Raw genomic sequence first — 22,481 nt, 5'->3', positions numbered from 1 at the left:
AGCCGTGGTGATGCCCTGGTGAAATCTATTGCACTAGTGCATAATTGTGTTTGTGCTAGAAGAGTATCGGATTCAAGGGCGTGGTGCAGCCGGGATCGCGGCCGACATCGAGCGTGCAGTGGGTGCAGGGGAGCTGCGGCCGGGGCAACACCTGCCGGCCATGAGGGAGTTGGCGGCCCAGCTGGGGGTGAACCCGAACACCGTCGCGGCTGCTTACCGCACGCTGCGGGAACGCGGGGTGATCGAGACGGCGGGCCGTCGGGGCAGCCGCATCCGTCCCAGACCGGCCACCACCGCACGCGAGGAACTGCGCGTGGAGGTTCCGGCCGGGGGGTGTGATCTGGCGGCCGGCAACCCGGACCCGGCTCTGCTGCCCCGCCTGGCCCCGGCCTTCGCCGTGGCGGCCGAACGGGGGGACCGGCACCCCGTCCTCTACGGCGACGATCCCGTCGACGCGGACCTGGCCCGCATCGCCCGGGCCGAACTCGACGCCGAGGGTGTCCCCGCCGGGCCGCTCGCCGTGGTATCCGGCTCCCTCGACGCCATCGAACGCGTCCTCCTCGCACACCTCAGAACCGGTGACGCGGTAGCGGTCGAGGACCCCGGCTGGGGGAGGGCCCTCGACCTCGTCCCCGCCCTGGGGATGCGCACGATCCCCGTCGGCATGGACGATGACGGCCCCCGCGCCGACGATCTGCGTCACGCCCTGGACTCCGGCGCCCGCGCGCTGATCGTCACCAGCCGCGCGCAGAACCCGACCGGCGCATCGGTGACCGCCGCTCGGGCCCGTGCCCTGCGCGCCGTGCTGCGCGACCATCCGGACACCTTGCTGATCGAGGACGACCACGGTCACGGCATCGTGGACCTGCCGCTGCACGTGCTCGCGGGCGCCACCCGCAACTGGGCCTTCGTTCGCTCCGTCGCCAAGGCCTACGGCCCCGACCTGCGGCTCGCCGTTCTCACCGGCGACCACATCACCGTCGACCGGGTGCGGGGCCGCCAGAATCTGGGCCCTGGTTGGGTGAGCCTGCTGCTGCAGCGGGCCGTGGTCCGGCTGTGGACGGATGGCGCAGTGGACCGGGCAGCGGTGGCGCAGGCGTACCGGGCGCGCAGGGAAGCGCTGGTCGATGCGCTGGCGGAACGGGGGATCGTCGCCCACGGCCGCAGCGGGATGAACGTCTGGGTGCCGGTCTCGGACGAGACGGGCGCGGTGGCCCGGCTCCTGCAGTCCGGCTGGGCGGTTGCCCCGGGGGCCCGGTATCGGCTGAACAGCCCGCCGGCCATCCGCATCACGGTGTCGACGCTGGGCGAGGCCGACACCGGTCCCCTGGCGGAGGCGGTGGCGGCGGCCGTGCGGCCGTCCCCGGCCCGCGCCTACGGTTAGGCGCGCCGTCGGAAGGCCCCGACCTGCCGGGCGCCCTTCCGGCCCGCCTGTGTCAGCGCGGCCCCCGCAAGGATGACCAGGGCTCCCACCGGTGTCGTCCACCGCAGCGGCTCCCCGAGGATCGCCACCCCGGCTGCCGTGGCGATGACCGGAATGAAGTACGTGACCATCTGCGCAGTGGTCGGCCCGACCTCGGCGACCAGCCCGTACTGAACCAGTACGGCCAGCCCCGTCCCCAGGACGCCCAGTGCGGCGACGGCCAGCAGCGGGCCGAGTGTGAAACGGTCCGGGGGGCCAGTGAACAGCGGTGTCACCAGGGCCAGTTGCACTGTGGCCAGAAGTAGTTGTCCACCCGTCATGGACAGATGTGAGTATCCGGTCCCGGCCAGCGTCCGTCGGACGTAGATCCATCCGACCGGATAGCTCAGTGAGGCGAGCAACGCCAGCGCCGTACCCGTGGTGTCGATGCCGTGGAAGCCCTGCCAGGCGCCCAGTACGGTGAGCACGCCCAGGAAACCCAGGCCGAGGCCCGCGACGCGAACCCGGGTCGGCCGGTCCTCCGACAATGCGACCAGGGACAGGGCCATGCCCCACAACGGAGATGTCGCGTTGCAGATGCCGGCCAGTGCGGACGGGATCGTGAGCTCCGAGTAGGCGAAGAGGGAGAACGGCAGCGCGTTCAGGAAGAACGCGGCGATCGCCATGCGGCCCCACAGGCGGGCCCCGCGCGGTAGCCGCTGCCGTTTGACGGCCAGCGCCGCCATCAGCACTGCCGTACCGCACACGAGTCGTCCCAGGGTGACCTGGAACGGTGCGTACCGTTCCGTGCCCACCTTGATCAACAGGAAACTGAAGCCCCAGATCAGCGACAGTGCACCGAAGCGGAGCCGCCAGTCGAGGCGCACCCGGGGACGGGCGGGGGCGGGGGTGCGGGTCCGGGGCGCGGTAACCGTGCTCATGACCTCAACGATGAACGAGGGGATCTCGTAGCACAATCGAGAGTTAACACCTGATACCTCTTAGAATCTCTTACATGTTGAACCTCGAGCGCCTGCGCACCCTGGACGCCCTCGCCCGCCACGGCTCGGTCAGCGCGGCCGCCGACGCGCTGCACGTCACCACGTCCGCCGTCTCTCAGCAACTGGGCAAGCTGGAACGCGAGGTCGGTCAGCAGCTCCTCGCAAAGAACGGCAGGGGAGTGCGGCTCACGGACGCAGGCCGGCTGTTGTCGGAGCACGCTGCGCGCATCCTCTCGCAGGTCGAGCTCGCCGAGTCCGACCTGGAGGCGCACCGCGGCCAGGTCGCCGGTGAGCTCAGGCTGGCGGCGTTCCCGACCGCCGCGCGGGGGCTCTTTCCGGCCGCACTGGGTGCCCTGCGTTCCGCCCATCCGGGGCTGCGCGTGCGCTCCAGTGAACTGGAGCCGGAGCGGTGCATCGCCGGTGTCGTCCGTGGCGACCTCGACCTGGCGGTGGTCCTGGACTGGTACAACAAGCCGATGCCCCTGCCCGACGGCCTGGTCAAGGCGCCCCTGTTGGACGACCCGGCTGACGTCGCCATGCCAGTGGGGCACCGGCTCGCCGACCGGGACGAGGTGGACCTCACCGAGTTCGCCGAGGACGAGTGGATCACCTGGGGGGAGGGCGAGTTCTGCCACGAGTGGTTGGTGTTCACTCTGCGGTCCAAGGGCGTCGAACCGATCGTCGGCCATCGAGCCAGTGAGAGCCACACCCAACTCGGACTCGTTGCAGCCGGGTTGGGTGTGTGCATCGCACCGCTGCTGGGTCGTCACCCCATGCCCGGGGGCGTGGTCCTGGTGCCGCTCCGGCAGCACGTGCGCCGCCATGTCTACGTGGTCTGGCGTGCGGACGCCGACCGCAGACCCTCGATCCGCGCAGCGGTCGGGGCCCTGTGGATGGCGGCGCAAGAACTCGGCTGAGTCCGGTACGACGGAGCGGACCCCAGCCGGTTCCTACACTCCGCCCAGTTTCCGGAAGTCCCAGGAGACGATCTTCTCCGGGGACAGTCGCGCCCAGGCATGCCGGCCGTCGTGCGGCATCTCGTCCACGCCGAAGTTCTTGCGCGCGAACAGCGTTTCGGCCGTGTCGAGTTCGGCGCACAATTCCCCGGTACGCGGCACCTCGCCCACGAACTCCACCCGGCCGGACAGCTCGACCCCGCGCAACTGGTCGTACTCCTCCCCCGAGTCGACCACCACCGCGACCCGCGGATCGCGGCGCAACTGCGCCCAACGCCTACTGCGCACCACCGAGTACAGCCACAGCGAGGTGCCGTCCCAGGCGAACCACAGCGCGCTCACATGCGGTGTGCCGTCGGCCGAAACGGTAGCGACCCGGCAGGTGCGCTGGGCGGTGAGGAACTCGTCCAGCTCTCCCGGCGTCATCATGATCTTCCGACCCCGGCGCTGCTGAGTGACGGTCATGCGGGCCCCCTCTTCTCCCACGTCGTGCCAGAGGAACTTCCCTGTGTCGGTGATCCTCTGACATCACGTCACCGAAAGGAACAGCGCACGCTTCCGTCTGCGCGCGGATGCGGCTACCCTCACCCGCCCCGGACCTCGGCGAAAGGCGCGTGATGTCGTCGCACGAGCAACTCGGCGGACTCCTCGACCCCGCGAGCACCGTCCTGCTGACCGTCGAATGTCAGCAGGGGGTCGTCGGGCCGGAAAGCGCCCTACCCGAACTCGCCCGGGAGGTCCGGGCCTCCGGCGCCCTGCACAACATCGCCCGGCTGGTCGCCGCCGCCCACGAGACCGGTGTGCAGGTGATGCACGCCATCGCCGAGCGCCGCCCGGACGGCCGGGCCGCAAGCCGCAACGCCCGGCTGTTCCAGGCCACCGAGCGACTCCCCGTGCAGCAACTGGTCGGCAGTACCGCGGTCCGGGTCGCGCATCCGATCGAGGTCACGGATGAGGACCTGATCGTACGGCGGTTGCATGGTCTTTCCCCGATCCACGGGACCGAGGTCGATGCCCTGCTGCGCAACCTCGGCTGCCGGACACTCGTCGTCACCGGCGTCTCAGCCAACGTGGCCGTGCCCAACGCGGTGTTCGACGCCGTCAACCTCGGCTATGCCACCGTCGTCCCGGCCGACGCCGTCGCGGGGGTGCCTGCCGCCTACACGCATGCGATGATCCGCAACACGCTGGCGCTGGTCGCCACGGTCACGACCAGTGACGAGGTGCTCGGCTGCCTCAAACGGCCGCGCGAGCGGAGGTGAAGCGGATCAGGCGAGCTTGATGTCGTCCCCGGAGACGGTGATCTTCGCCGCGGGCAACGCCCGGGTCGCCGGCCCCTGTCGCACGCTGCCGTCCTCGGCGGAGAAGTGGCTGTTGTGGCACGGGCAGACGATCACGCCGTTCGCCACACTGCTCACCGCGCATCCCTGGTGGGTGCACTTGGACGAGAAAGCCTTGTACGTGCCTGCCGACGGCTGTGTGACAACGACGCCCTGGTCCTTGAATATCTTGCCGCCGCCTTCGGGGATGTCCGAGGTCTTGGCGAGTGTGGTGCCCCCGGCCGGGGAACCGCCGTCCTGCGCGGAACCCTTGGCCCCGGTAGTTCCCGCGGAACCTGTCGTGCCGGAGGGAGCGGATCCGGAGTCCATGGCGTTGGAGGAGGCGTCGCTTGAACCGCAGGCGGTCAGTGCGGCGGCGAGCCCCGCCGCTCCGGCTGCCGCCATGACGGTACGGCGGGCCGGTCCCGCCGCGGGTTGGGGCGATGCGCAGGTCATGTGGGGGTTTCCTTTCGCGGAACGTGTCGTGATCCGCCATGGGGTACGTCCAGGGGACGGTGGCCGTTCAGGCGGGCACCCAGATCCTTTGCCTCTGGCGGTACCGAGGCCGCGAGCCCGGCTGCCGGCCGGCTGGGAGCGGGGTACCGCCGCACGCCGGCAGCCTGAGGTGGTGCTCAAGGATGCCGCTGCCACCCGCTACAGCGTGGCAGGCCTCCATCGGGAAGGGAGCACCTTAGCCGGACGTAGCTGCACGATGCGGAACACGGAAACCCGTACGGGTCCGGACGGGAGGAGACTCTGGTGGCATGACTTCCCCCGAACAGATCCACCGTGAGGTCCGCCTCAGCGGCTGGCCTACTCAGTGCGGAAGCGGTGGCAACGGCAGCGGCAACCCCGGCAGGCCGTCCATACTGGTTGCGATGTACTCCTTATTCTGGAAGTAAACGTCGAGCGGCTCATCGGACTCGCGCGCGACGCGTGCAGCGGGGCGGTCCTCGTCATAGGCCATGAACGGGACCGCGTACCCGCAAGCGTCGCGGATCTTCTCAGCGGTCATGACAATGATCGCGCGTAGGCCGTGCAGGGTCGCGTCGATGTCCGGGAAGTACCCCATCAGCTCCGCCCAACGCGCATCGTGGTGGAAGACCGGCTCTCCGCGGCCATGCACGCGCACGATGTTGGGCGGACCGTCGAAGGCGCACCGCATCAGGGTGATACGGCCGTTCTCGCGCAGATGGGCGATCGTTTCAGCCTTGCTGCCGGCGAAGTCAAGGTAAGCCACGGTGAGTTCGTCAAGCACGGCGAACGAGCCGTTCAAGCCCTTGGGAGAAACATTGACGATACCGCTGCCATCCAGTGGCGCCGTTGCGGTGAAGAAGATGTGCTGCGTCTCGATGAAGGAACGCAGTCTGTCGTCTGTCCGCTCGTAGATCTTTCCCTTATGCCGATTATGGCAGGACAATGGTCCCTTCGACCCGACAGAAGACAGGTATCACACGCCAGGGGGATCGACCACCGCCAGCCCGGAACACGATCAACCAGACCGCATGAGCGGCGCTTCGCACCTGATCCGCAGGTCTTGACGATTGCTCCGCAGCGGTCACACAGGTGCGGCCATCACCTTCGAGTGCGGCTCTGACTCTGTACACCGCTCTGGTCGAGGATGGCCGCGAGTGAACGCACCGTAGGGTTGCTGTAGAGGGCACGCAACGGTAGAACGGGAATGTCTCGGTTGCGGGCCTCCGCGGCGAGTTGTACTGCGGACAGGGAATTTCCGCCCAGTTCGAAGAAGTTCTCGTCAAGCCCGACGGGGACCCCCAGAATGTCCTGCCAGAGGGCCACTAGACGGGCTGCCAGACCAGATGCCTGCCTGTCATCGGTGGCAGTGCGGGTTTCTATCACTGGGGGCGGGAGGCGGCGGGTGTCGAGTTTGCCATTGACGGTCAGGGGCAGCGAGTCGAGTGCAGTGACGGTAGTGGGCACCATGAACGCCGGGAGAAGTCCGGCCGCGCGTTGGCGCACAGGCTCAACGTCACCGTTTGCGGCGGGGGCCAGGACCACGTAGGCGTCGATGCGTGTGCGAGCGGCGCCGCCGTCCTGGTCACCACCGAGGACCACGGCGCAGGAGGTGACCCCGGGGGCTTCGAGCAGGACGTTGCGGATCTCGTCCAGCTCGATTCGGAACCCGCGGAGCTTGACCTGGTTGTCCAGCCGTCCCAGGTGCTCCAGCCGGCCGTTGGGAAGGAGTCGGCCTCGGTCGCCACTGCGGTACATCCGACCGACAGCGAAGGGGTCGGTGACGAAACGCTCGGCCGTCAGTTCAGGTCGGTTCCAGTACGTGAGTGCTACTCCTACGCCTCCGACGTAGATCTCTCCGGGTGCTCCGGGCGGAAGGATGCGTCCGTGCTGGTCGAGGACGTACACGTGCCATCCGGGAAGGGGCTGCCCCACCGACCTGGTTCCGCTGAGCACTTCGTCGCGCCGGATGGTCTGTGCCGTCACGTGCACCGTGGTCTCGGTGATGCCGAACATGTTGACCAGCCGGCACTCTGACTCGGGGTAGCGGTCGAGCCAGCCGCTGAGGCTGGCAGTGTCCAGGGGCTCGCCTCCGAAGATGACCAGCCGCACCGGGAGTTTCGTGCTCTGTTCCCGGTCGGCGGCCGCCAGCTGGGCGAAGGCGGACGGGGTCTGGCTCAGGATGCTCACCTGCTCCCGGACGAGGAGTCGGTGGAACTCCTCCGGGGAGCGGGAGTCCCAGTAGGGCACGACGACCACGCGGGCCCCGGTCAACAGGGCTCCCCAGATCTCCCAGACGGAGAAGTCGAAAGCACCGGAGTGGAAGAACGTCCACACGTCGTCGCTGGTGAGTCCGAAGTCGCGCCGCGTTGCGTCCATGAGGGCGATGACGTTGTGGTGCGGTACGACGACGCCCTTGGGCCGGCCCGTGGAGCCTGAGGTGTAGATGATGTAGGCGGGTGATTCCGGCCCGCGTTCCGGAGCCGGGGGTCCGGGCGTCGTCGCTCCGGTTGCGTCAAGGGCGTCGGGTGTTAGCAGGCTGGCCGATACCCCGGCGATCTCGGTGAGCTCGGTGATGACGGTGGTGAGTCCGGCGTCCTCGATGGTCTGGGCGAGACGCGCGGCCGGATAGGCGGGGTCCATGGGCACGTAGACGGCGTCGGCGAGCAGGACGGCCAGCAGACAGACGATGAAGTCGGCTGACCGCTCAAGACAGATGCCGACGTGGTCTCCGGGTGTCACGCCCTGCGTCCGCAGCCCGGCCGCAAGCCGTGCCGCCCGGGCGTGGAGCTGATGGTAGGTGAGCTCGTCCGTGCCGTGGGTGATGGCGATCGCCTCGGGGGAGCGTGCTGCCTGCTCGGCGAAGGCGGAGTCGATTCTGTCGGGCTGCCACCGCAGCGCGGTTCGTGCCCGGCCGAGTGCGGCGACGGCTTCTCGTTCTGCGGTATCGAGGAGGTCCGCATTGTCAGGGACTGCGTCTGCCGGCTGCCGGGAGATCCAGGCGTGGACGCGGGCGACCTGGACGGCGAAACGCCGGGCCGCTGCGTCGCCCACCATGTCTGGCTGACGGTGTGCTTCGAGCCGCAGGATCCCGCCCGGATCACGTCGGGGAACCAGGGTGACCGGAAACGGCGCGGTCTGGCAGGGAAGGTACCCTTCGGGAGCCTCCGGCAAGACACCCACCAGTACGCCGCCCCCGTAGGCTCGCGAAGCCGGTGCCCCGCGCTGACCACTGTGGTAGCGCAGGGCAGGCTCAGTGAGCAGCTGTCGCGCGCGTTCCAGCAGGTCTCCGATTCGCTGTGTGCCGGTGAGATCGCCGGAGAAGAGAGCGCCGAACTCGAAGGCCCCCAGGACGTCGTCGGGCCGGCCGGGATCCACGGACAGCGCGGCGACCACCGGTCTTCCCTGATCCTCATATCGCCCGAGAACGATTGCTGTTGCCACCAGGAGCGCGGCCTGTGAGTCCTCGACCACGTGGTCGAGTTGAGCCGCGTGCACGTCGCCGGACGGGCCGGCTGGCACGTCATCGCCGGGATCAGGCGCGCCCCAGGCGGGGTTGGTGCCGAACGCGGCGTTCTGGAGCTCTTCGCGGTCGCTCTCCTTGACCGCGTCCGGCCAGGAGGGGCGGGCCGCGGTGACGTGGGACAGGCCATCCCCGCACGCCAGGGCTTCCGCGGCTGCCCGAAGCGAGGTTGCGTCAAGAACGCTGCGGTGACTGACGAGTACGAGATCGCAGGCCCGGTCGGCGTAGCGCAGCAGCACGGCACGGAGCGGCGGGCACCCGGACGTGCCTGGGTCGAGCGCACGGTGCAGTTCGGCATGGAGCCGGCGGCGGGCAAGCGGCGAATCGGACGTGTGAGGGACGTCCTCGCACCAGAATCCCTGCGCGGAGGCGCGTGGAGGGTCGTGCAGTTCAGCAATGCCACGTATCAGCGCACTGGCCGACTTCCCGATATCGGGCCCGTTCGCGCCCTCTGGTAGTCGAACGTGCCATGCGTGACAGTGCGCGGACGTCGCGTTCTCGTTCACGGGAAGCGGTGATGTGGTGCCAGAGAGCACGGCTGAATCCCCCGAGATAAGCCGGAATTTCACTAGATATGCGAATCGGAAGGCTCTGCAGCATTGAATCGGAACTGCAGCGAGACGGTGTAGAGAAACGCCACCGCAACGCCTCGAAGAAATAGAGAACCCCGGCGATCATCTCTGCGCACTACGTGGGGTGTCAACAGATTATTTTGCGTCACACTCGGCTGTCCGTAGATTGCGGCATGCCTGTACGACTTAGCCTCCAAAAAGCCTCAATGGAGGGCGGAACGAACCCGGAACCGGATCGGCGCGGCCTGGAATGGTGTCTAAAACCGAACGCCAGCGGCCTATCGTGATCCATGTCACATTGATCATGCGCCGTTGAATTGTGCAGCATCTAATATCTGCCAAGCGCAGGTCGCTGGGCGAGATGGGCCAGGTTGCATATCGCTGAAAACTCGGCGTCGTGGCCTCGCCATCCGAGGGAACCGGTATGTCGAGTGAGAAGGGGCCAGGTGTTCACCAATCCGTTTGACGACGGCCAGCCGGGGGCATTCCTCGTACTTGTCAATCATGAGAATCAGCACTCCCTCTGGCCCGCCGAGACGCCTGTTCCGGGCGGGTGGGCGGAAGTGAGCCGGGGCGCCCGGCAGGAGTGTCTGGATTATGTCGAGTCCCATTGGACCGATATGCGTCCGTCCGGGCTCATCGAAGCACCGCCACACTGACGCTTCACACCGCCGTCTCCAGGCGCCACGCAGCGCGGCCTGGTGCACGGCTTCTCCTTCATAGTCCTGGCAGCCAAAAGCGGGGGAGCCAGTTCCAGTGTCAAATCCATCCACGGATACCTCCGTGCCCTCGGGCGCCGGGTATTTGCCGTCCGTCTCGCTCGATGCGTACCTGGCGCACGCCGCCGCCGAGCACCCGGGCCTGCACGAGCTGATCGACCCCGCGCGGGCACGATCGCCCCGCCTGCTGTCAGCGCTGGTGTCGGTCACGAACGAGTTCGACTCCGATGAGACCGGCCGCGGCGACTCCTACCGCCGGGCACAGCGGGATGCTTCCGTACGCTGGACCGGGGCCCGGCACCTACTGCGGCTGGCCACCCGTTCCGACTCGCCGGGCGACGTGACGCTCCTGGACGTTCTCGGGGGCGACGGCACCATCGCGCGCGCGGTTGCCGACCGCGCCGACAGCCGCCTGGCCAAGCTCTCCATCATCACCGGCGACATCTCTGGCGAGATGGTGGCGCGGGCACTCGCCCTGGGCCTGCCCGCAGTGCGCCAGTCCGCGGACGCCCTGGTGCTCAGGGACTGCTCGGTCGACGCGGCTCTCCTGGCGTACGGCACGCACCACATCGCTCCCGCTGACCGCCCGCAAGCCGCCAGCGAAGCGGTGCGCGTGGTCAAGCCCGGTGGGAGAGTCGTCCTTCACGACTTCGATACGACCAGCCCAATGGCCAGGTTCTTCACCGAGGTCGTTCATCCGTACTCGGCGGCCGGCCACGACTACGCCCACTTCTGCCGTGCCGAACTGGCCGCGCTCTTCGACGGGTTGCCCGTCACGGCCACCATCGTGGACGTGTACGACCCCCTCATCGTCGAGGCAGAGGACCGCGAGACGGCCGCCGCCCGTATGTGCCAGTACATCGCCGACATGTACGGCGTGCAGCGTGTGTTCGCCGCGCACCGCGACACCGCCGCATCGTGGACCTTCATCGAAGAGTTCTTCGATCACACCCGCTATGTGTCCGGGCTGCCGGACGTCCAGCCCGGGGCGCCTCTCCAGCCGGTCCTGCGCGAGGCCGCCGACCGCTGGTTCGCCGAAGTCCCCCGCATGGCGGTCGTTGCCGTGGCCGAGAAACGAGCATGACGATGCAGCCGATCTACGTTCCCGACCTCCTGCGTGCTGCCGACGCCGTACCTGAAGGCACCCCTGCCGTCCTCAGCGCCGACGGTGAGCTCTCGTACCGCGACCTGTGGGACCAGGTCGCCGCGGTCGCCCGCCAGCTGCGCAGCGTCGGCGTCGAGCCCGGCGATCACGTCGCTCTCTACCTGCCGCGTTCCGCCGGCTATGTGAGCGCGCTCATCGCCGTCATGACCATCGGTGCCGTCGCCGTTCCCATGGACCCCGAATTCCCCGCCGACCGCCTCGTGCAGGTCATCGCGGCGGCCAAACCGCGGGTGATCCTCCGCGAGGACGACAACCACCCTGCCGCGCTCGGCCCCGCGGCGTGGCTGGCTGTGGAAACCCAGTGCCGTCCCGGTGACGCGGAAAGCCTTGCTGCCGCCACCTGGCGCGAGCGGCCCGCGCGGGAGCAGACCGCGGTGATCCTTTTCACCTCCGGCTCCACCGGCCGTCCCAAGGGCGTGCGGCTCCACCACGCCGGGCTGTGCAACCGCCTGGAGTGGGGCCACCAGCACTACCGCATGGCGCAGGACGACCGTGTCCTGCACAAGGCATCCCACGCCTTCGACGCCGCGATCCACGAGATCTTCTCTCCGCTGATCGCCGGCGGCACCCTGGTCATCGCCCCGCCGGGACTGCAGTTCGACAGCCTCGGCATCGTCCGCCTCATCCAGGAGGCCGAGGTCACCACAGCCCATTTCGTGCCCTCCGTACTGCGGTACGTCCTCGACGAGGACGAACTCGCGTACTGCACCTCGCTGCGCCGCGTCTTCTGCGGTGGCGAGGCACTGGACATGACGCTCGTGCGGCGGTTCCGCAGCCTGCTGCCCGCCGAGCTGTACAACGGGTACGGGCCCACCGAGACCTCGGTCAACGCCACCTACTGGGACTGCAGCGAGCCCTACGACGGGGACATCGCGCCCGTCGGCCGGCCGATCGGCAACGTCGCGTGCCACATCCTCGGCGAGGACCTGGCTCCGGTGCCCGCGGGGGAGACCGGTGAACTGTGGATCTCCGGTATCGGCGTGGGCGGGGGCTACCTCGATGACGACGCTCTGACCGCCGAACGGTTCCGGCCCGACCCGTTCGCCTCCAACGGGACGCTGATGTACCGCACCGGCGACAGGGTCAGACAGGCGGACGCCGGCTACCTGGAGTTCCGCGGCCGCATCGACGACCAGGTCAAGGTTCGTGGCGTCCGGGTCGAGCCCGAGGAAGTCGGCACGGTCATCCGGCGCCACCCGTTGGTCCACGATGCTGCCGTCGTGGGCCTGCCCGACGGCAGCGACGGCGTACGCCTGGTCGCCTACGTGGCCGCCAAGCCCGTCCACTCGCCCCTCGTCGGCGGCCTCAGCCGCACCGAACTGCCCAACGGCCTGGCCGTGGCCACGCCGTCTCCGGATGAAGCGCTGTTCCTGTACCGGCAGATCTTCGAAGAGGACGAGTACGCCCGCTTCGGCCTGCGGATCAGCACGGACGCGGTCATCGTGGACGTCGGAGCCAACATCGGCCTGTTCTCCCTGTGGGCAGCACGCCAGGCCGACGGTGTCCGCGTCGTCGCCGTCGAGCCGAACCCCGACACGCTTCCCTACCTAACGGCGAACCTGAAGCTGAACGGGGTCTCGGCCGACCTCGTCCCGATGGCGGTCACCGACCGGTCCGGAACCGCGACCCTCACCTCGTTTCCGCAGCTCAGCTACCTCTCCGGACTGGGACCAGACCGTGAGGCGGCGGCCGCGGAGCTCGTGCAGTCGCACTACCGCACCGCCGGTGCCGGGGGCACCGGCACGGCGAACGAGACCGAACTCGCCCAGCTGCGCCAGGACACCGAACGCCGTCTGGCCGCCGCCAGGCACCAGGTACCCACCACCGACCTGTCCACGATCTTCGACCGTTTCGAACTCGACGCCGTAGACCTCCTGAAGATCAACACCGAGGGCGCCGAACTGGACGTGCTGCGCGGTCTGCGACCTGAGCACTGGCCCCGGGTACGCCAGGTATGCCTGGAGGTCGAGCGCGCCAGCACCGTCGGCCCGGACATTCGGAAGATCCTCACCAACGCCGGGTTCAGCCTGTACGAGATCGACGACTGGAACGTCGACACCACCGCCGACGTCACCTACGTGTACGCCACCCGCGAGACCCACGGGACACCCCCCGCCGCCCGTGTACGTGAGGCACACAAGGGGCCCGGCCTGCTGACAGCCCGCGAGATCCGCCGGCACGCGGCAGCGCATCTGCCCTCCGCCATGCAGCCGTCCCAGGTGGTCTTCGTCGAGAACCTGCCCCGGCTCCCCAACGGGAAAGTCGCCAAGCTGCAACTGCCGGCCCCGCCCGCCATCCCGGCGCCTGCCGCCGACACCCCCGCCGACGGCATCACGGAACAGCTGCGGGAACTGTGGCGCGAGGTCCTCTCCGTCGACGCAGTCGGGGACGACGACGACTTCCTCAGCCTCGGCGGACACTCACTGCTCGCCCTGCGCGTCACCGCCCGGGCCCGGAGCATTGTCCACACCGACGCCACGCCCAGCGCGTGCCTCAAGGCACCGACCTTCGCCGAGTGGCTCGCCGAGGTCCTGCACCACGCCCCTGCCGTGAAGGGCTGAGCCATGGAGACCTTCCGGCCCCTGTCGGACATGCAGCAGTCCATGCTGGTCCACGAAATGCTCGCCGACCGCCCGATGTACACGATGCCGCTCTGCTTCCGCATCGTGGGCCCGCTCGACGTCACACGCTTGGAGCGGGCCGTACACCGCGTCATCCGACGCCACCCGGTGCTCGCCGCGACGTTCCAGGACGGCAGCGCCGTCCCCTTGGAGCCGTCCGCGCCGCTGCCGGCCCTGACCCGCACCCGCTGCGCGTCCGACGCGGGCGACGTGCTGAGCCTGCTTGCCGACTGGTGGGACACACCGTTCGACCTGACCACCGAACCCCCCGTCCGGGCCCGCCTCCTGTCCGACCCGTCCAACGGCATCCACCATCTCGCGCTTGCCGTGCACCATGTGGCCGGAGACAGCTGGTCCCTTGCCCTCCTGGCCGACGACCTCGGCCAGGCATACGCCGCAGAGACGGACGGCCCCGATTTCACCAGCATGGCGCCGGACTTCTTCGACCACGCCGAACGCGAGCACGCACACCCCGCGGACATCGCCTGGTGGAAGGAACATCTTGACGGCGTGCGCCCCGGCGAGGCGCCTCGCACCAGCCCGCCGGAGGAATCCGAACTCGGTAGGTTCCTCGCCCACGACCTGTTGCTCGGCGCATCCGAGACCCGGGCCGTGCGCCACCTCTCCCGGACCTGCCAGGTCTCACCTGCCGTCATCCTGTTCACGGCGGTCAGTGCAACCCTCGCCGGGAACGGGCCCGCCCACGACGTCGTCGTGGGCATGCCTGTCGCCGTCCGCGACAGCCAGGACCTCCAGAACACCATCGGCCCCCTGCTCAACACCCTGCCGGTGCGCACCCGGTGGCCGGACACACTTCCACCCGCCCGAGTCGTCGAGCAGCACGCCCAGGCGATTGACGCCGCCCTCGACCACAAGGACGTCCCCTACTCCCGCATCCTGCGCGCCGCAGCCGTCCACGGGGCACACGGAGCAGCACCGCTGTTCCTGCACCTGGTCAATGTGGACGTGGCGGTTCCCCGGCTGCGCCTGCCGGCCCTGCGCACGACGTACGTCCCCATCCCGCCCCGCTGGGCCAACGTCCCCGCCCTGTGGGAATTCACCTGGGGCACCGTCGGCAACATCCGCGGCACCCTTCGCGTCTGCGCGGACGCCTTCACCGACCAGGACGCCCGCTGGCTGCTCGACGCCTTCCAGGGCTCACTGGCCCACTTCACCTCCGCCCTGACCTGACGTCGACCCCAACGCATCGCTACGAATACGAAGGGGACCCCCGTGTCTTCCATGCCCTCCATGGGCCCCGAGCCCCGTACCGCCCACGAAGAGATCCTCCGCAAGCTGTTCGCCGAAGTGCTGGGCACGCCGGAGACCGCCGGCGACGAGAACTTCTTCGAGGCCGGCGGCGACTCGCTGCTCGCCATGCGGCTGATGGGCCGCATCCGCCAGACCGTGGGCCACGGGATCCACCTCCGCAAGTTCTTCGAGGCTCCCACGCCGGAGGGCGTGGCCCTGGCCTTGGCCCAGGCCACGGCCCCGCCCGCGCCGAAGGGCCCCGCTCTGGCGGACACCGCCGTCCCCCACCGCATCCCGCTGTCACCCGCCCAGCAGCGCCTGTGGTTCCTCGCCCAGTTGGAGGGCCCCAGCCCCCGCTACAACATGCCGGTCGGCCTGCGACTGCGGGGGCCGGTCGACGCCGCCGCCCTGCGGGCTGCCCTCGGCGACATCGTGGCCCGTCACGAACCCCTGCGGACCGTGTTTCCGCAGGACGACGGCGTGCCGTTCCAGGAGATCCGCCCGGCCACCGATGAGCCACCCGTCTTCGCTCACCGCCATGTCCCGCCGGCCGACCTGACCGCGGCGATGCTCGCGGCGACCGGCGAGGCCATCGACATCACCCGTGACGTTCCGCTGCGGACTTGGCTGCTCACCCTCACCGACAGCGGCACACCGCACGGCCCGGACCAGACTCCCGGCCCGGACGATGCGACCGAACACGTCCTGGTCCTCGTGCTTCACCACATCGCCGCCGATGGCTGGTCCGTGGATCCGCTGCTGCGCGACCTGGCAGCCGCCTACGCAGCCCGGCAGGACGGCAGGACGCCCGAGTTCTCCCCGCTCCCCGTCACCTACGCGCAGTTCAGCACCTGGCAGCACCACGCCCAGGCCGACGACGACTCCGGCGACGGGGCCCTGCGTAAGCAACTGGCGTTCTGGCGCGAGGCCCTCGCCGGCCTTCCCGACCGGATCACGCTGCCGCTGGACCGCCCCCGGCCCGGCGTACCCTCGCACCACGGCGCCAGCGTCACCTTCACGGTCGACAGCGACCTCCACACCCGCCTGCTCGCCATGGCCAAAGAACACCAGGCGACCGTGTTCATGGTCCTGCAGGCCGCGCTGGCCGCGGTCCTGACCCGCTACGGGGCGGGCGAGGACCTTCCGATCGGCTCGCCCGTTGCAGGCCGATCCGACGACCTCCTGGACGAACTGGTCGGGTTTTTCGTCAACACGCTCGTGCTGCGTACCGACACCTCGGGCGACCCGACCTTCGCAGAACTCCTCGACCGAGTCCGCACCACCGACCTGGCTGCCTTCGCCCACCAGGATGTTCCCTTCGACCGGGTGGTCGAAGAAGTCAACCCGGAACGCTCAAGGTCCGCGAACCCCCTCGTCCAGGTGGCGCTCGCTTTCATCGGCCAGTCGGCGGGCCCGACCGACCTGCCGGGCCTGCCGCGCGCAGCCCTGTTCGACGTCCCCACCCAGGTGGCCAAGTTCGACCTGGTCCTCAATGTCCGGGAACACACAACCGACGGTCGTCCGTGCGGCCTTGCCGGCTTCCTGGAGTACGCCACGGACCTGTTCGACGACGACAGCGCCCGGCGGCTCGTCGGCGCGGTGCTCCGTGTCCTAGCTCAGGCAGCCGACGACCCGGACCGGCGCATCGGGCAGCTTGACCCGGCCGGCGCACAGGACCGGGCGCGCACGCTTGCCCTCGGCACTGGTGCAGAGCCCGGCGCCCGCGCCACCGTTGTGGATCTCTTCGCCGCCCAGGTCCGCCACACGCCCGACGCGCCGGCCCTGTTCAGCGCCGGGCAGGAGATCACCTACGCGGACCTCGACGCCCGTTCCACCGCGCTGGCCCACGGCCTCGCCGAGCTCGGGGTCGGGCCGGACGCCCCGGTGGCCGTCCTCATGGAGCGCTCCCCGGAACTGGTCGTGGCTGTGCTGGCGGTCCTCAAGGCAGGCGGCGCCTACGTCCCGCTGGACCGACGCCATCCCGCGGCCCGGCTGAGCGAGATCGCCGAGATCACCCGAGCCCGGGTCCTGCTGGTGGACGACGCTTCCTCCACGGTGACCTTCGACCACGACATGAAGCCTGTCCTGGTCACCCCCGGCCCCGCCATCGATCGCGGTGAGCGGCAGCTGCCGCGCGCTTCGGACCCCGACCACCTGGCCTACGTGATGTTCACCTCCGGCTCCACGGGTGCGCCCAAGGGCGTGGCCGTCACCCACGCCGACATCACCGCGCTCGCCACCGACAGCGCGTTCCGCGGCCCGACCCACCGCAGAGTGCTCCTGCACTCCTCCCCGGCGTTCGACGCCTCCACCTACGAGTTGTGGGTACCGCTACTGAACGGCGGCTGCTGCGTCCTCGCCCCGCCTGGTGCACTGGACGTCGCCGCTCTTGCCGCAGTCATCGCGTCCGGCCAGGTGAGCGCCATGTGGCTCACCGCGGCGCTGTTCGCACTCGTCGTTGAGGAGGCCCCCGCCGAACTCGGCTCGCTCCAGGAGATCTGGGCCGGAGGCGAAGCCGTGTCCGCGACGGCAGTCAGCACACTGCGCGAACGCTTCCCCGCCATACAGTTCGTCAACGGATACGGGCCCACCGAGACCACCACGTTCGCCGCCCGATGGGCCCTGGACGCTGATGAGCCGGTCCCCGCCGTGCTGCCCATCGGCAGCCCGCTCGACGGCATGCAGGCCTACATCCTCGACGCCCGGCTGCAGCCCGTACCGCTCGGGGCCACCGGAGAACTGTACGTAGCGGGCGCCGGCTTGGCCCGCGGATACCTGGGGCTCCCGGGGCTGACGGCCGAGCGGTTCGTCGCCGACCCGTTCGGACAGCCAGGCACACGGATGTACCGCACCGGCGATCTCGCCCGCTTCAACAGCCAGGGCGAACTGGAGTTCGCCGGCCGTGCTGACGAACAGGTGAAGATCCGCGGGTTCCGCATCGAACCCGGCGAGGTCCAGGCAGCCGTGGAGGCCGACCCGGCGGTGGCGCGAGCCGCCGTCATCGTCCGGGAGGACCGGCCCGGCGACAAACGACTGGTGGCCTACACCGTTGCGGCCGAGAGCACGTCACCGGCCGGCATGGGCGCGCTGAGTGCTCGCCTGCGGGACCGGCTGCCCGCCTATCTGCTCCCCGAGGTCGTCGTCCTGGACGAGCTGCCCCTGACGGTGAACGGGAAGCTGGACCGCACCGCACTCCCGCAGCCCGAGCGGACGGCTCACGCCGGGCTGGCTCCGGCGCGCACCGCGCGCCAGGAGATCCTGTGCTCGCTCTTCGCTGAGATCCTCCAACGGGAAGTGGACGTCGACGACGACTTCTTCGCCCTGGGCGGCCACTCCCTGCTCGCCATGCGCCTCATCAGCCGCATCCGCACGGCTCTCGACACCGACGTCGACCTCGGCTCGTTCTTCAACGCCCCCAGCCCCGCAGGAACAGACCGTCTGCTGACGGTGGCCGGCAGCGACAGCGCCCACCTCCGGCCCGAGCTGGTGGCGGGCGAACGGCCTGCTCAGGTACCGCTGTCCTTCGCCCAGCAGCGTCTGTGGCTCATCAGCCGCATCGACGGACCGAGTCCCACCTACAACATCCCGCTCGCCCTCCGTCTGCACGGCGCCATCGACGCGGAAGCCCTGCGTGAGGCACTTGGCGACGTGATGCGCCGTCACGAGACGCTCCGCACGGTGTTCCCCGAGTCGAACGGCGCAGCACATCAGGTCGTCCTTTCCCCAGACGTCGCCCCGCCGGTCCTGGTGACCGTCGTCGTCGGCCGGGACGCCCTGGACGACGAGATCGGTCGCGCTGCCCGGCACGTCTTCGACATCGGCTCGGACGTGCCCCTGCGGTGCACCCTCTTCGAGGTCGACGGGAGCGACGACGAGTACGTTCTGCTGGTCCTGCTGCACCACATCGCCGGTGACGGCCTGTCCATGCGACCGCTGCTGAGCGACCTGGCCGAGGCCTATGAGGGCCGCAGCAGCGGTAGCGCTCCCGCATTCACGGCGTTGCCGGTGCAGTACGGCGACTACACGCTGTGGCAGCGCACCCTGCTCGGCGACGACCGCGACGCGGGCAGCGTGCAGTCCCGGCAGCTCACGTTCTGGCGCGAGGCCCTGGACGGAGTTCCGCAGCAGCTCGATCTGCCCCTCGACCGGCCGCGGCGGGCCACCGCCGGCCACCAGGGAGCCACGGTGGAGGTCGCACTTGACGCGGACCTGCAGCAGCAGCTTCTTGATCTGGCCCGGCGCACCGGCACGACCTTGTTCATGGTGCTCCAGAGCGCGGTCGCCACCATGCTGAAGCGGTCAGGCACCGGCGACGACATTCCCCTGGGCACCGTGGTCGCCGGACGGTCGGAGGCCGGGCTCGATGATCTGGTCGGGTTCTTCGTGAACACGCTCGTGCTGCGTACCGACACCTCGGGCGACCCGACCTTCGCCGAGCTGCTCGGCCGGGTCCGGGCCACCGACCTTGCGGCGTTCGCGCACCAGGACGTGCCCTTCGACCGGATCGTGGAGGAGCTCCGGCCTGAACGCTCCCTGGCCTGGCACCCGCTGTTCCAGGTCTTCCTCGCTCTCGACGACGGCTTCATCGACCGTGCCCCGAGCTTCGCTAGCGCCGGCACGCAGCTGCTTCCGCTCACCACCGACACTGCGAAGTTCGACCTGTCCATCGACTTCGCGAGCCGCCGCGATCACGACGGTCTGCCCGCCGGCCTGCACATGGTGTTCGAGTACGCCACCGAGCTGTTCGACCACGCGACCGTGGCTACCATGGGCAGACGCCTGGTGGCGGTCCTCCGGCACGCGGTCGCGGATCCCGACCGGCCCATCGGATCCTTCGACCTCCTGAACGACGACGAGAAGCGGCTGCTGCTCGACGACTGGAACGGCCTTCCCTCGGCGGAGCAGCCCATCGACCTTCCCGGCCGCGTACGGGCTCTGGCCGCCAACCGCCCGGGTGCCGCCGCCGTCTCCGATGACCGCACCACCCTCACCTACCGCGAAGTCGCCAACCGCGCCGGGGCGGTAGCCGGATCCCTTGCAGCCGTCGGCGCAGGGGCGGACACCCTGGTCGCCGTGCTGTCCACACGCAGCACCTGGTTCGTGACTGCCGCGCTGGGCGCGCTGGGCACCGGCGGCGGCTACATGCCGCTCGACCCGGGCATCCCGGCCGCCCGAGCCGCCGGGATGCTGTGTGACGCCGATGTGCGCTTCCTGCTGGCCGCGCCCGATCTCCTCGGCCTGGCCGGCGAGATCATCGCCGCGTGTGGCGACCATGCGGTCACGCTGGTGACCGTCGACGACACGGCTACCGCGCCGCCCCCGGTGACGGTGGAGCCGGAGGCGATCGCCTACTCGGTGTTCACCTCCGGCTCGACCGGCCGTCCCAAGGGTGTCCTGGTGCCGCACCGCGGCCTGTCGAACCACCTGCGCGCCGTCGTCGACCTGTACGGACTCGACGAGAGTGACACCATCGCCTTCAACGCCCCGCTGACCTTCGACGTCTCCATCTGGCAGACCCTCACCCTGTTCCTGCCCGGCGGCCGTGTCCACGTCTTCGACGACGACACCACCCGCGACCCCCTGGACATGATCCGCGCCGTGGCCGCACACGGAATCACGGTGCTCCAGATCGTGCCCGCCGTCCTGCGGGCGGTGCTCGACCTCCTGGACGACGACGAGGCCTGCGTCGACCTCCTCGCCGGGCTGCGCTGGATGCTCGTCCACGGCGAGGAACTGCCACCCGACCTCGTCACCCGCTGGTACAAACGGCATCCAGGCATCCCCCTGGCCAACGTCTACGGTCCGGCCGAGTGCTCCGATGACGTGTCGATCGCCGTCATCGAACCCGGCTCCCTGGCCGGAGGATCCCGCGCCCCGATCGGCACCCTGCTGACCAACACCCGCGCCTACGTACTGGACGAGCACCTGCGCCTGCTGCCCGCCGGCGTCACCGGCGAGCTGTACGTCGCCGGGGCCGGCCTCGCCCGCGGATACGCCCGCAACCCCGCCCTGACCGCCGAGCGGTTCATCGCCGACCCCTACGGCGAGCCGGGCACCCGGATGTACCGCACAGGCGATCTGGCGCGCTGGAACCACCACGGGGTCCTGGAGTTCGTGGGCCGCGTGGACCACCAGGTGAAGATCCGCGGCTTCAGGGTCGAGCCGGGCGAGGTCCAGGCGGTCGTCGATGCCGACCACGCCGTCCGGCACAGCACCGTCCTCGTGCGCGAGGACCAGCCCGGCGACAAACGCCTGGTGGCCTACGTCGTCCCCGACCGGGGCCGCGAACAGGAGCTCTCGCCCGATGTGTTGCGGCGCCGGGTGGCGGGCGCCCTGCCCGCGTACATGGTGCCGGCCGTGGTCGTCTTGGAGGAGTTGCCGCTGACCGTGAACGGCAAGATTGACCGCAAGGCCCTGCCCGCACCGGAGGTGTCCTCCCGCGCGACGACCGTGGCCGCACGCACACCGCGCGAGGAACGGGCATGCGCGCTGTTCGCCGAGGTCCTCGACCTGCCCGACGTGGACGTCGACGACGACTTCTTCGCCTTGGGCGGGCACTCCCTGCTCGCCATGCGGCTGGCCGGCCGGATCCGGGCCGACCTGGCCATCGACGTGTCCGTCCGGAGCCTGTTCCAGACGCCCACCCCCCGAGGCCTGCTCGGAGGCGTCACCGGCGGCGGTGACTTCGATGTCCTGCTGCCTCTGCGCCCGGCCGCCGGCCACCGGCCGCTCTTCTGCGTCCATCCCGCGACCGGCCTGGCCTGGAGCTACCTAACCCTCGCCCGTCAGCTGCCTGCCGAGGTGCCGGTGTACGGCCTCCAGACGCCGGGCCTGGCCGACGCGGCCGAACGACCGGCCGGCTTCGGTGAGATCACCGACCGCATGGCGCAGGAGATCCGGACGGTCCAGCCCCAGGGCCCCTACCGGCTGCTCGGCTGGTCTCTGGGCGGCAACATCGCCCACGCGGTCGCCACACGACTGCGCGCGGGCGGAGCCGAGGTGGAACTGCTGGCGTTGGTGGACTCCTATCCCGGAGCAACCTGGCCGTACCCAGGCCTGGCCACCCCCGAGCAGTGGGACGAGTTCGCCCTTCTTACTACCCTCGTGGGCCGGCCGCGCGACGTCGCCGGCCATGACGGGGACTTCGGGTCGCTGCTGACCGCGCTGCGCGCGGAGGCGGCGGCCCACGTTCCCCTGGATCACGAGCAGTTCACCCGGCTGGTCGAGGTTGGTGTCAACGCCAGCCGGCTCGTCGCCGCGTACACGCCTGACCGGTTCGACGGCACGGTCCTCCACTTCACCGCCACCCAAGGCCGCACGCCCGACGGCCCTCGCCCAAGCGCCTGGGAGCCCTACGCCGAGGGGCTCCAGGAGCACCCCCTGGACTGCAGCCACGAAGAAGTCCTGGCGGATGAGCCCCGCCAGCACATGGCCGACGTTCTCGCGCCCCTCCTCATCCAAGGAACCGAGTGACCCAC

General features: G+C 69.7%; 13 protein-coding genes. 8 read left to right on the top strand and 5 right to left on the bottom strand.

Annotated features, from left to right (window positions below):
* Positions 1-52: 52 nt before the first annotated feature.
* On the top strand, positions 53-1,384 hold the full coding sequence (locus tag LK06_RS03325; protein ID WP_071659340.1) for an aminotransferase class I/II-fold pyridoxal phosphate-dependent enzyme: 1,332 nt from the start codon (positions 53-55) through the stop codon (positions 1,382-1,384).
* On the opposite strand, the gene LK06_RS03320 is transcribed toward LK06_RS03325, so the two are convergent.
* Positions 1,381-2,343, bottom strand: coding sequence for a DMT family transporter (locus LK06_RS03320; RefSeq protein ID WP_174673801.1), 963 nt, complete (start codon positions 2,341-2,343; stop codon positions 1,381-1,383). The genes LK06_RS03325 and LK06_RS03320 overlap by 4 nt on opposite strands.
* 74 nt (positions 2,344-2,417) lie before the next feature.
* On the opposite strand from LK06_RS03320, the gene LK06_RS03315 reads away from it, so the two are divergent.
* On the top strand, positions 2,418-3,320 hold the full coding sequence (locus LK06_RS03315) for a LysR family transcriptional regulator (RefSeq protein ID WP_039654147.1): 903 nt from the start codon (positions 2,418-2,420) through the stop codon (positions 3,318-3,320).
* A 33-nt stretch (positions 3,321-3,353) separates the two neighbouring features.
* Here the strand turns inward: LK06_RS03315 and LK06_RS03310 are convergent, their stop codons facing one another.
* Positions 3,354-3,824, bottom strand: a complete 471-nt coding sequence (locus LK06_RS03310; RefSeq protein WP_039654146.1) for a pyridoxamine 5'-phosphate oxidase family protein — start codon at positions 3,822-3,824, stop codon at positions 3,354-3,356.
* A gap of 152 nt (positions 3,825-3,976) precedes the next feature.
* On the opposite strand from LK06_RS03310, the gene LK06_RS03305 reads away from it, so the two are divergent.
* The gene (locus LK06_RS03305) at positions 3,977-4,621 is read left to right on the top strand and encodes a cysteine hydrolase family protein (RefSeq protein ID WP_039654199.1); all 645 of its coding nucleotides are present in this window, start codon (positions 3,977-3,979) and stop codon (positions 4,619-4,621) included.
* Positions 4,622-4,627: 6 nt separating this feature from the next.
* On the opposite strand, the gene LK06_RS03300 is transcribed toward LK06_RS03305, so the two are convergent.
* The 3 genes from LK06_RS03300 to LK06_RS03290 form a co-directional block, all read right to left on the bottom strand.
* Positions 4,628-5,134, bottom strand: a complete 507-nt coding sequence (locus LK06_RS03300; protein ID WP_039654145.1) for a Rieske (2Fe-2S) protein — start codon at positions 5,132-5,134, stop codon at positions 4,628-4,630.
* A gap of 361 nt (positions 5,135-5,495) precedes the next feature.
* Positions 5,496-6,098, bottom strand: a complete 603-nt coding sequence (locus LK06_RS03295; protein WP_043435873.1) for a pyridoxamine 5'-phosphate oxidase family protein — start codon at positions 6,096-6,098, stop codon at positions 5,496-5,498.
* A 155-nt stretch (positions 6,099-6,253) separates the two neighbouring features.
* The gene (locus LK06_RS03290) at positions 6,254-8,914 is read right to left on the bottom strand and encodes a non-ribosomal peptide synthetase (RefSeq protein ID WP_234367347.1); all 2,661 of its coding nucleotides are present in this window, start codon (positions 8,912-8,914) and stop codon (positions 6,254-6,256) included.
* 764 nt (positions 8,915-9,678) lie between these two features.
* On the opposite strand from LK06_RS03290, the gene LK06_RS03285 reads away from it, so the two are divergent.
* The 5 genes from LK06_RS03285 (at position 9,679) to LK06_RS03265 (ending at position 22,476) form a co-directional block, all read left to right on the top strand.
* Complete coding sequence (locus tag LK06_RS03285; protein ID WP_078859135.1) at positions 9,679-9,906, top strand: MbtH family protein; 228 nt, start codon at positions 9,679-9,681, stop codon at positions 9,904-9,906.
* 124 nt (positions 9,907-10,030) lie between these two features.
* Complete coding sequence (locus tag LK06_RS03280) at positions 10,031-11,050, top strand: class I SAM-dependent methyltransferase (RefSeq protein ID WP_043435871.1); 1,020 nt, start codon at positions 10,031-10,033, stop codon at positions 11,048-11,050.
* Positions 11,047-13,692 carry an amino acid adenylation domain-containing protein gene (locus tag LK06_RS03275; protein ID WP_052319115.1) on the top strand — a complete coding sequence of 882 codons (2,646 nt, stop codon included), beginning with the start codon at positions 11,047-11,049 and terminating at the stop codon, positions 13,690-13,692. Before LK06_RS03280 ends, LK06_RS03275 begins: the two co-directional genes overlap by 4 nt.
* Positions 13,693-13,695: 3 nt before the next feature.
* Entirely contained in the window at positions 13,696-14,943 is a 1,248-nt protein-coding gene (locus tag LK06_RS03270) for a condensation domain-containing protein (RefSeq protein WP_043435869.1), read from the top strand.
* A 51-nt stretch (positions 14,944-14,994) separates the two neighbouring features.
* A complete protein-coding gene (locus LK06_RS03265; RefSeq protein ID WP_078859134.1) occupies positions 14,995-22,476 on the top strand; it encodes an amino acid adenylation domain-containing protein in 7,482 nt (2,493 codons plus the stop codon).
* Positions 22,477-22,481 lie beyond the last annotated feature (5 nt).

The organism is Streptomyces pluripotens (assembly GCF_000802245.2).
GTDB classification, from domain to species: Bacteria; Actinomycetota; Actinomycetes; order Streptomycetales; family Streptomycetaceae; genus Streptomyces; species Streptomyces pluripotens.
The sequence above is the reverse complement of the archived record's forward strand: the minus strand, read 5'-3'. Positions and strand labels throughout refer to the sequence as shown.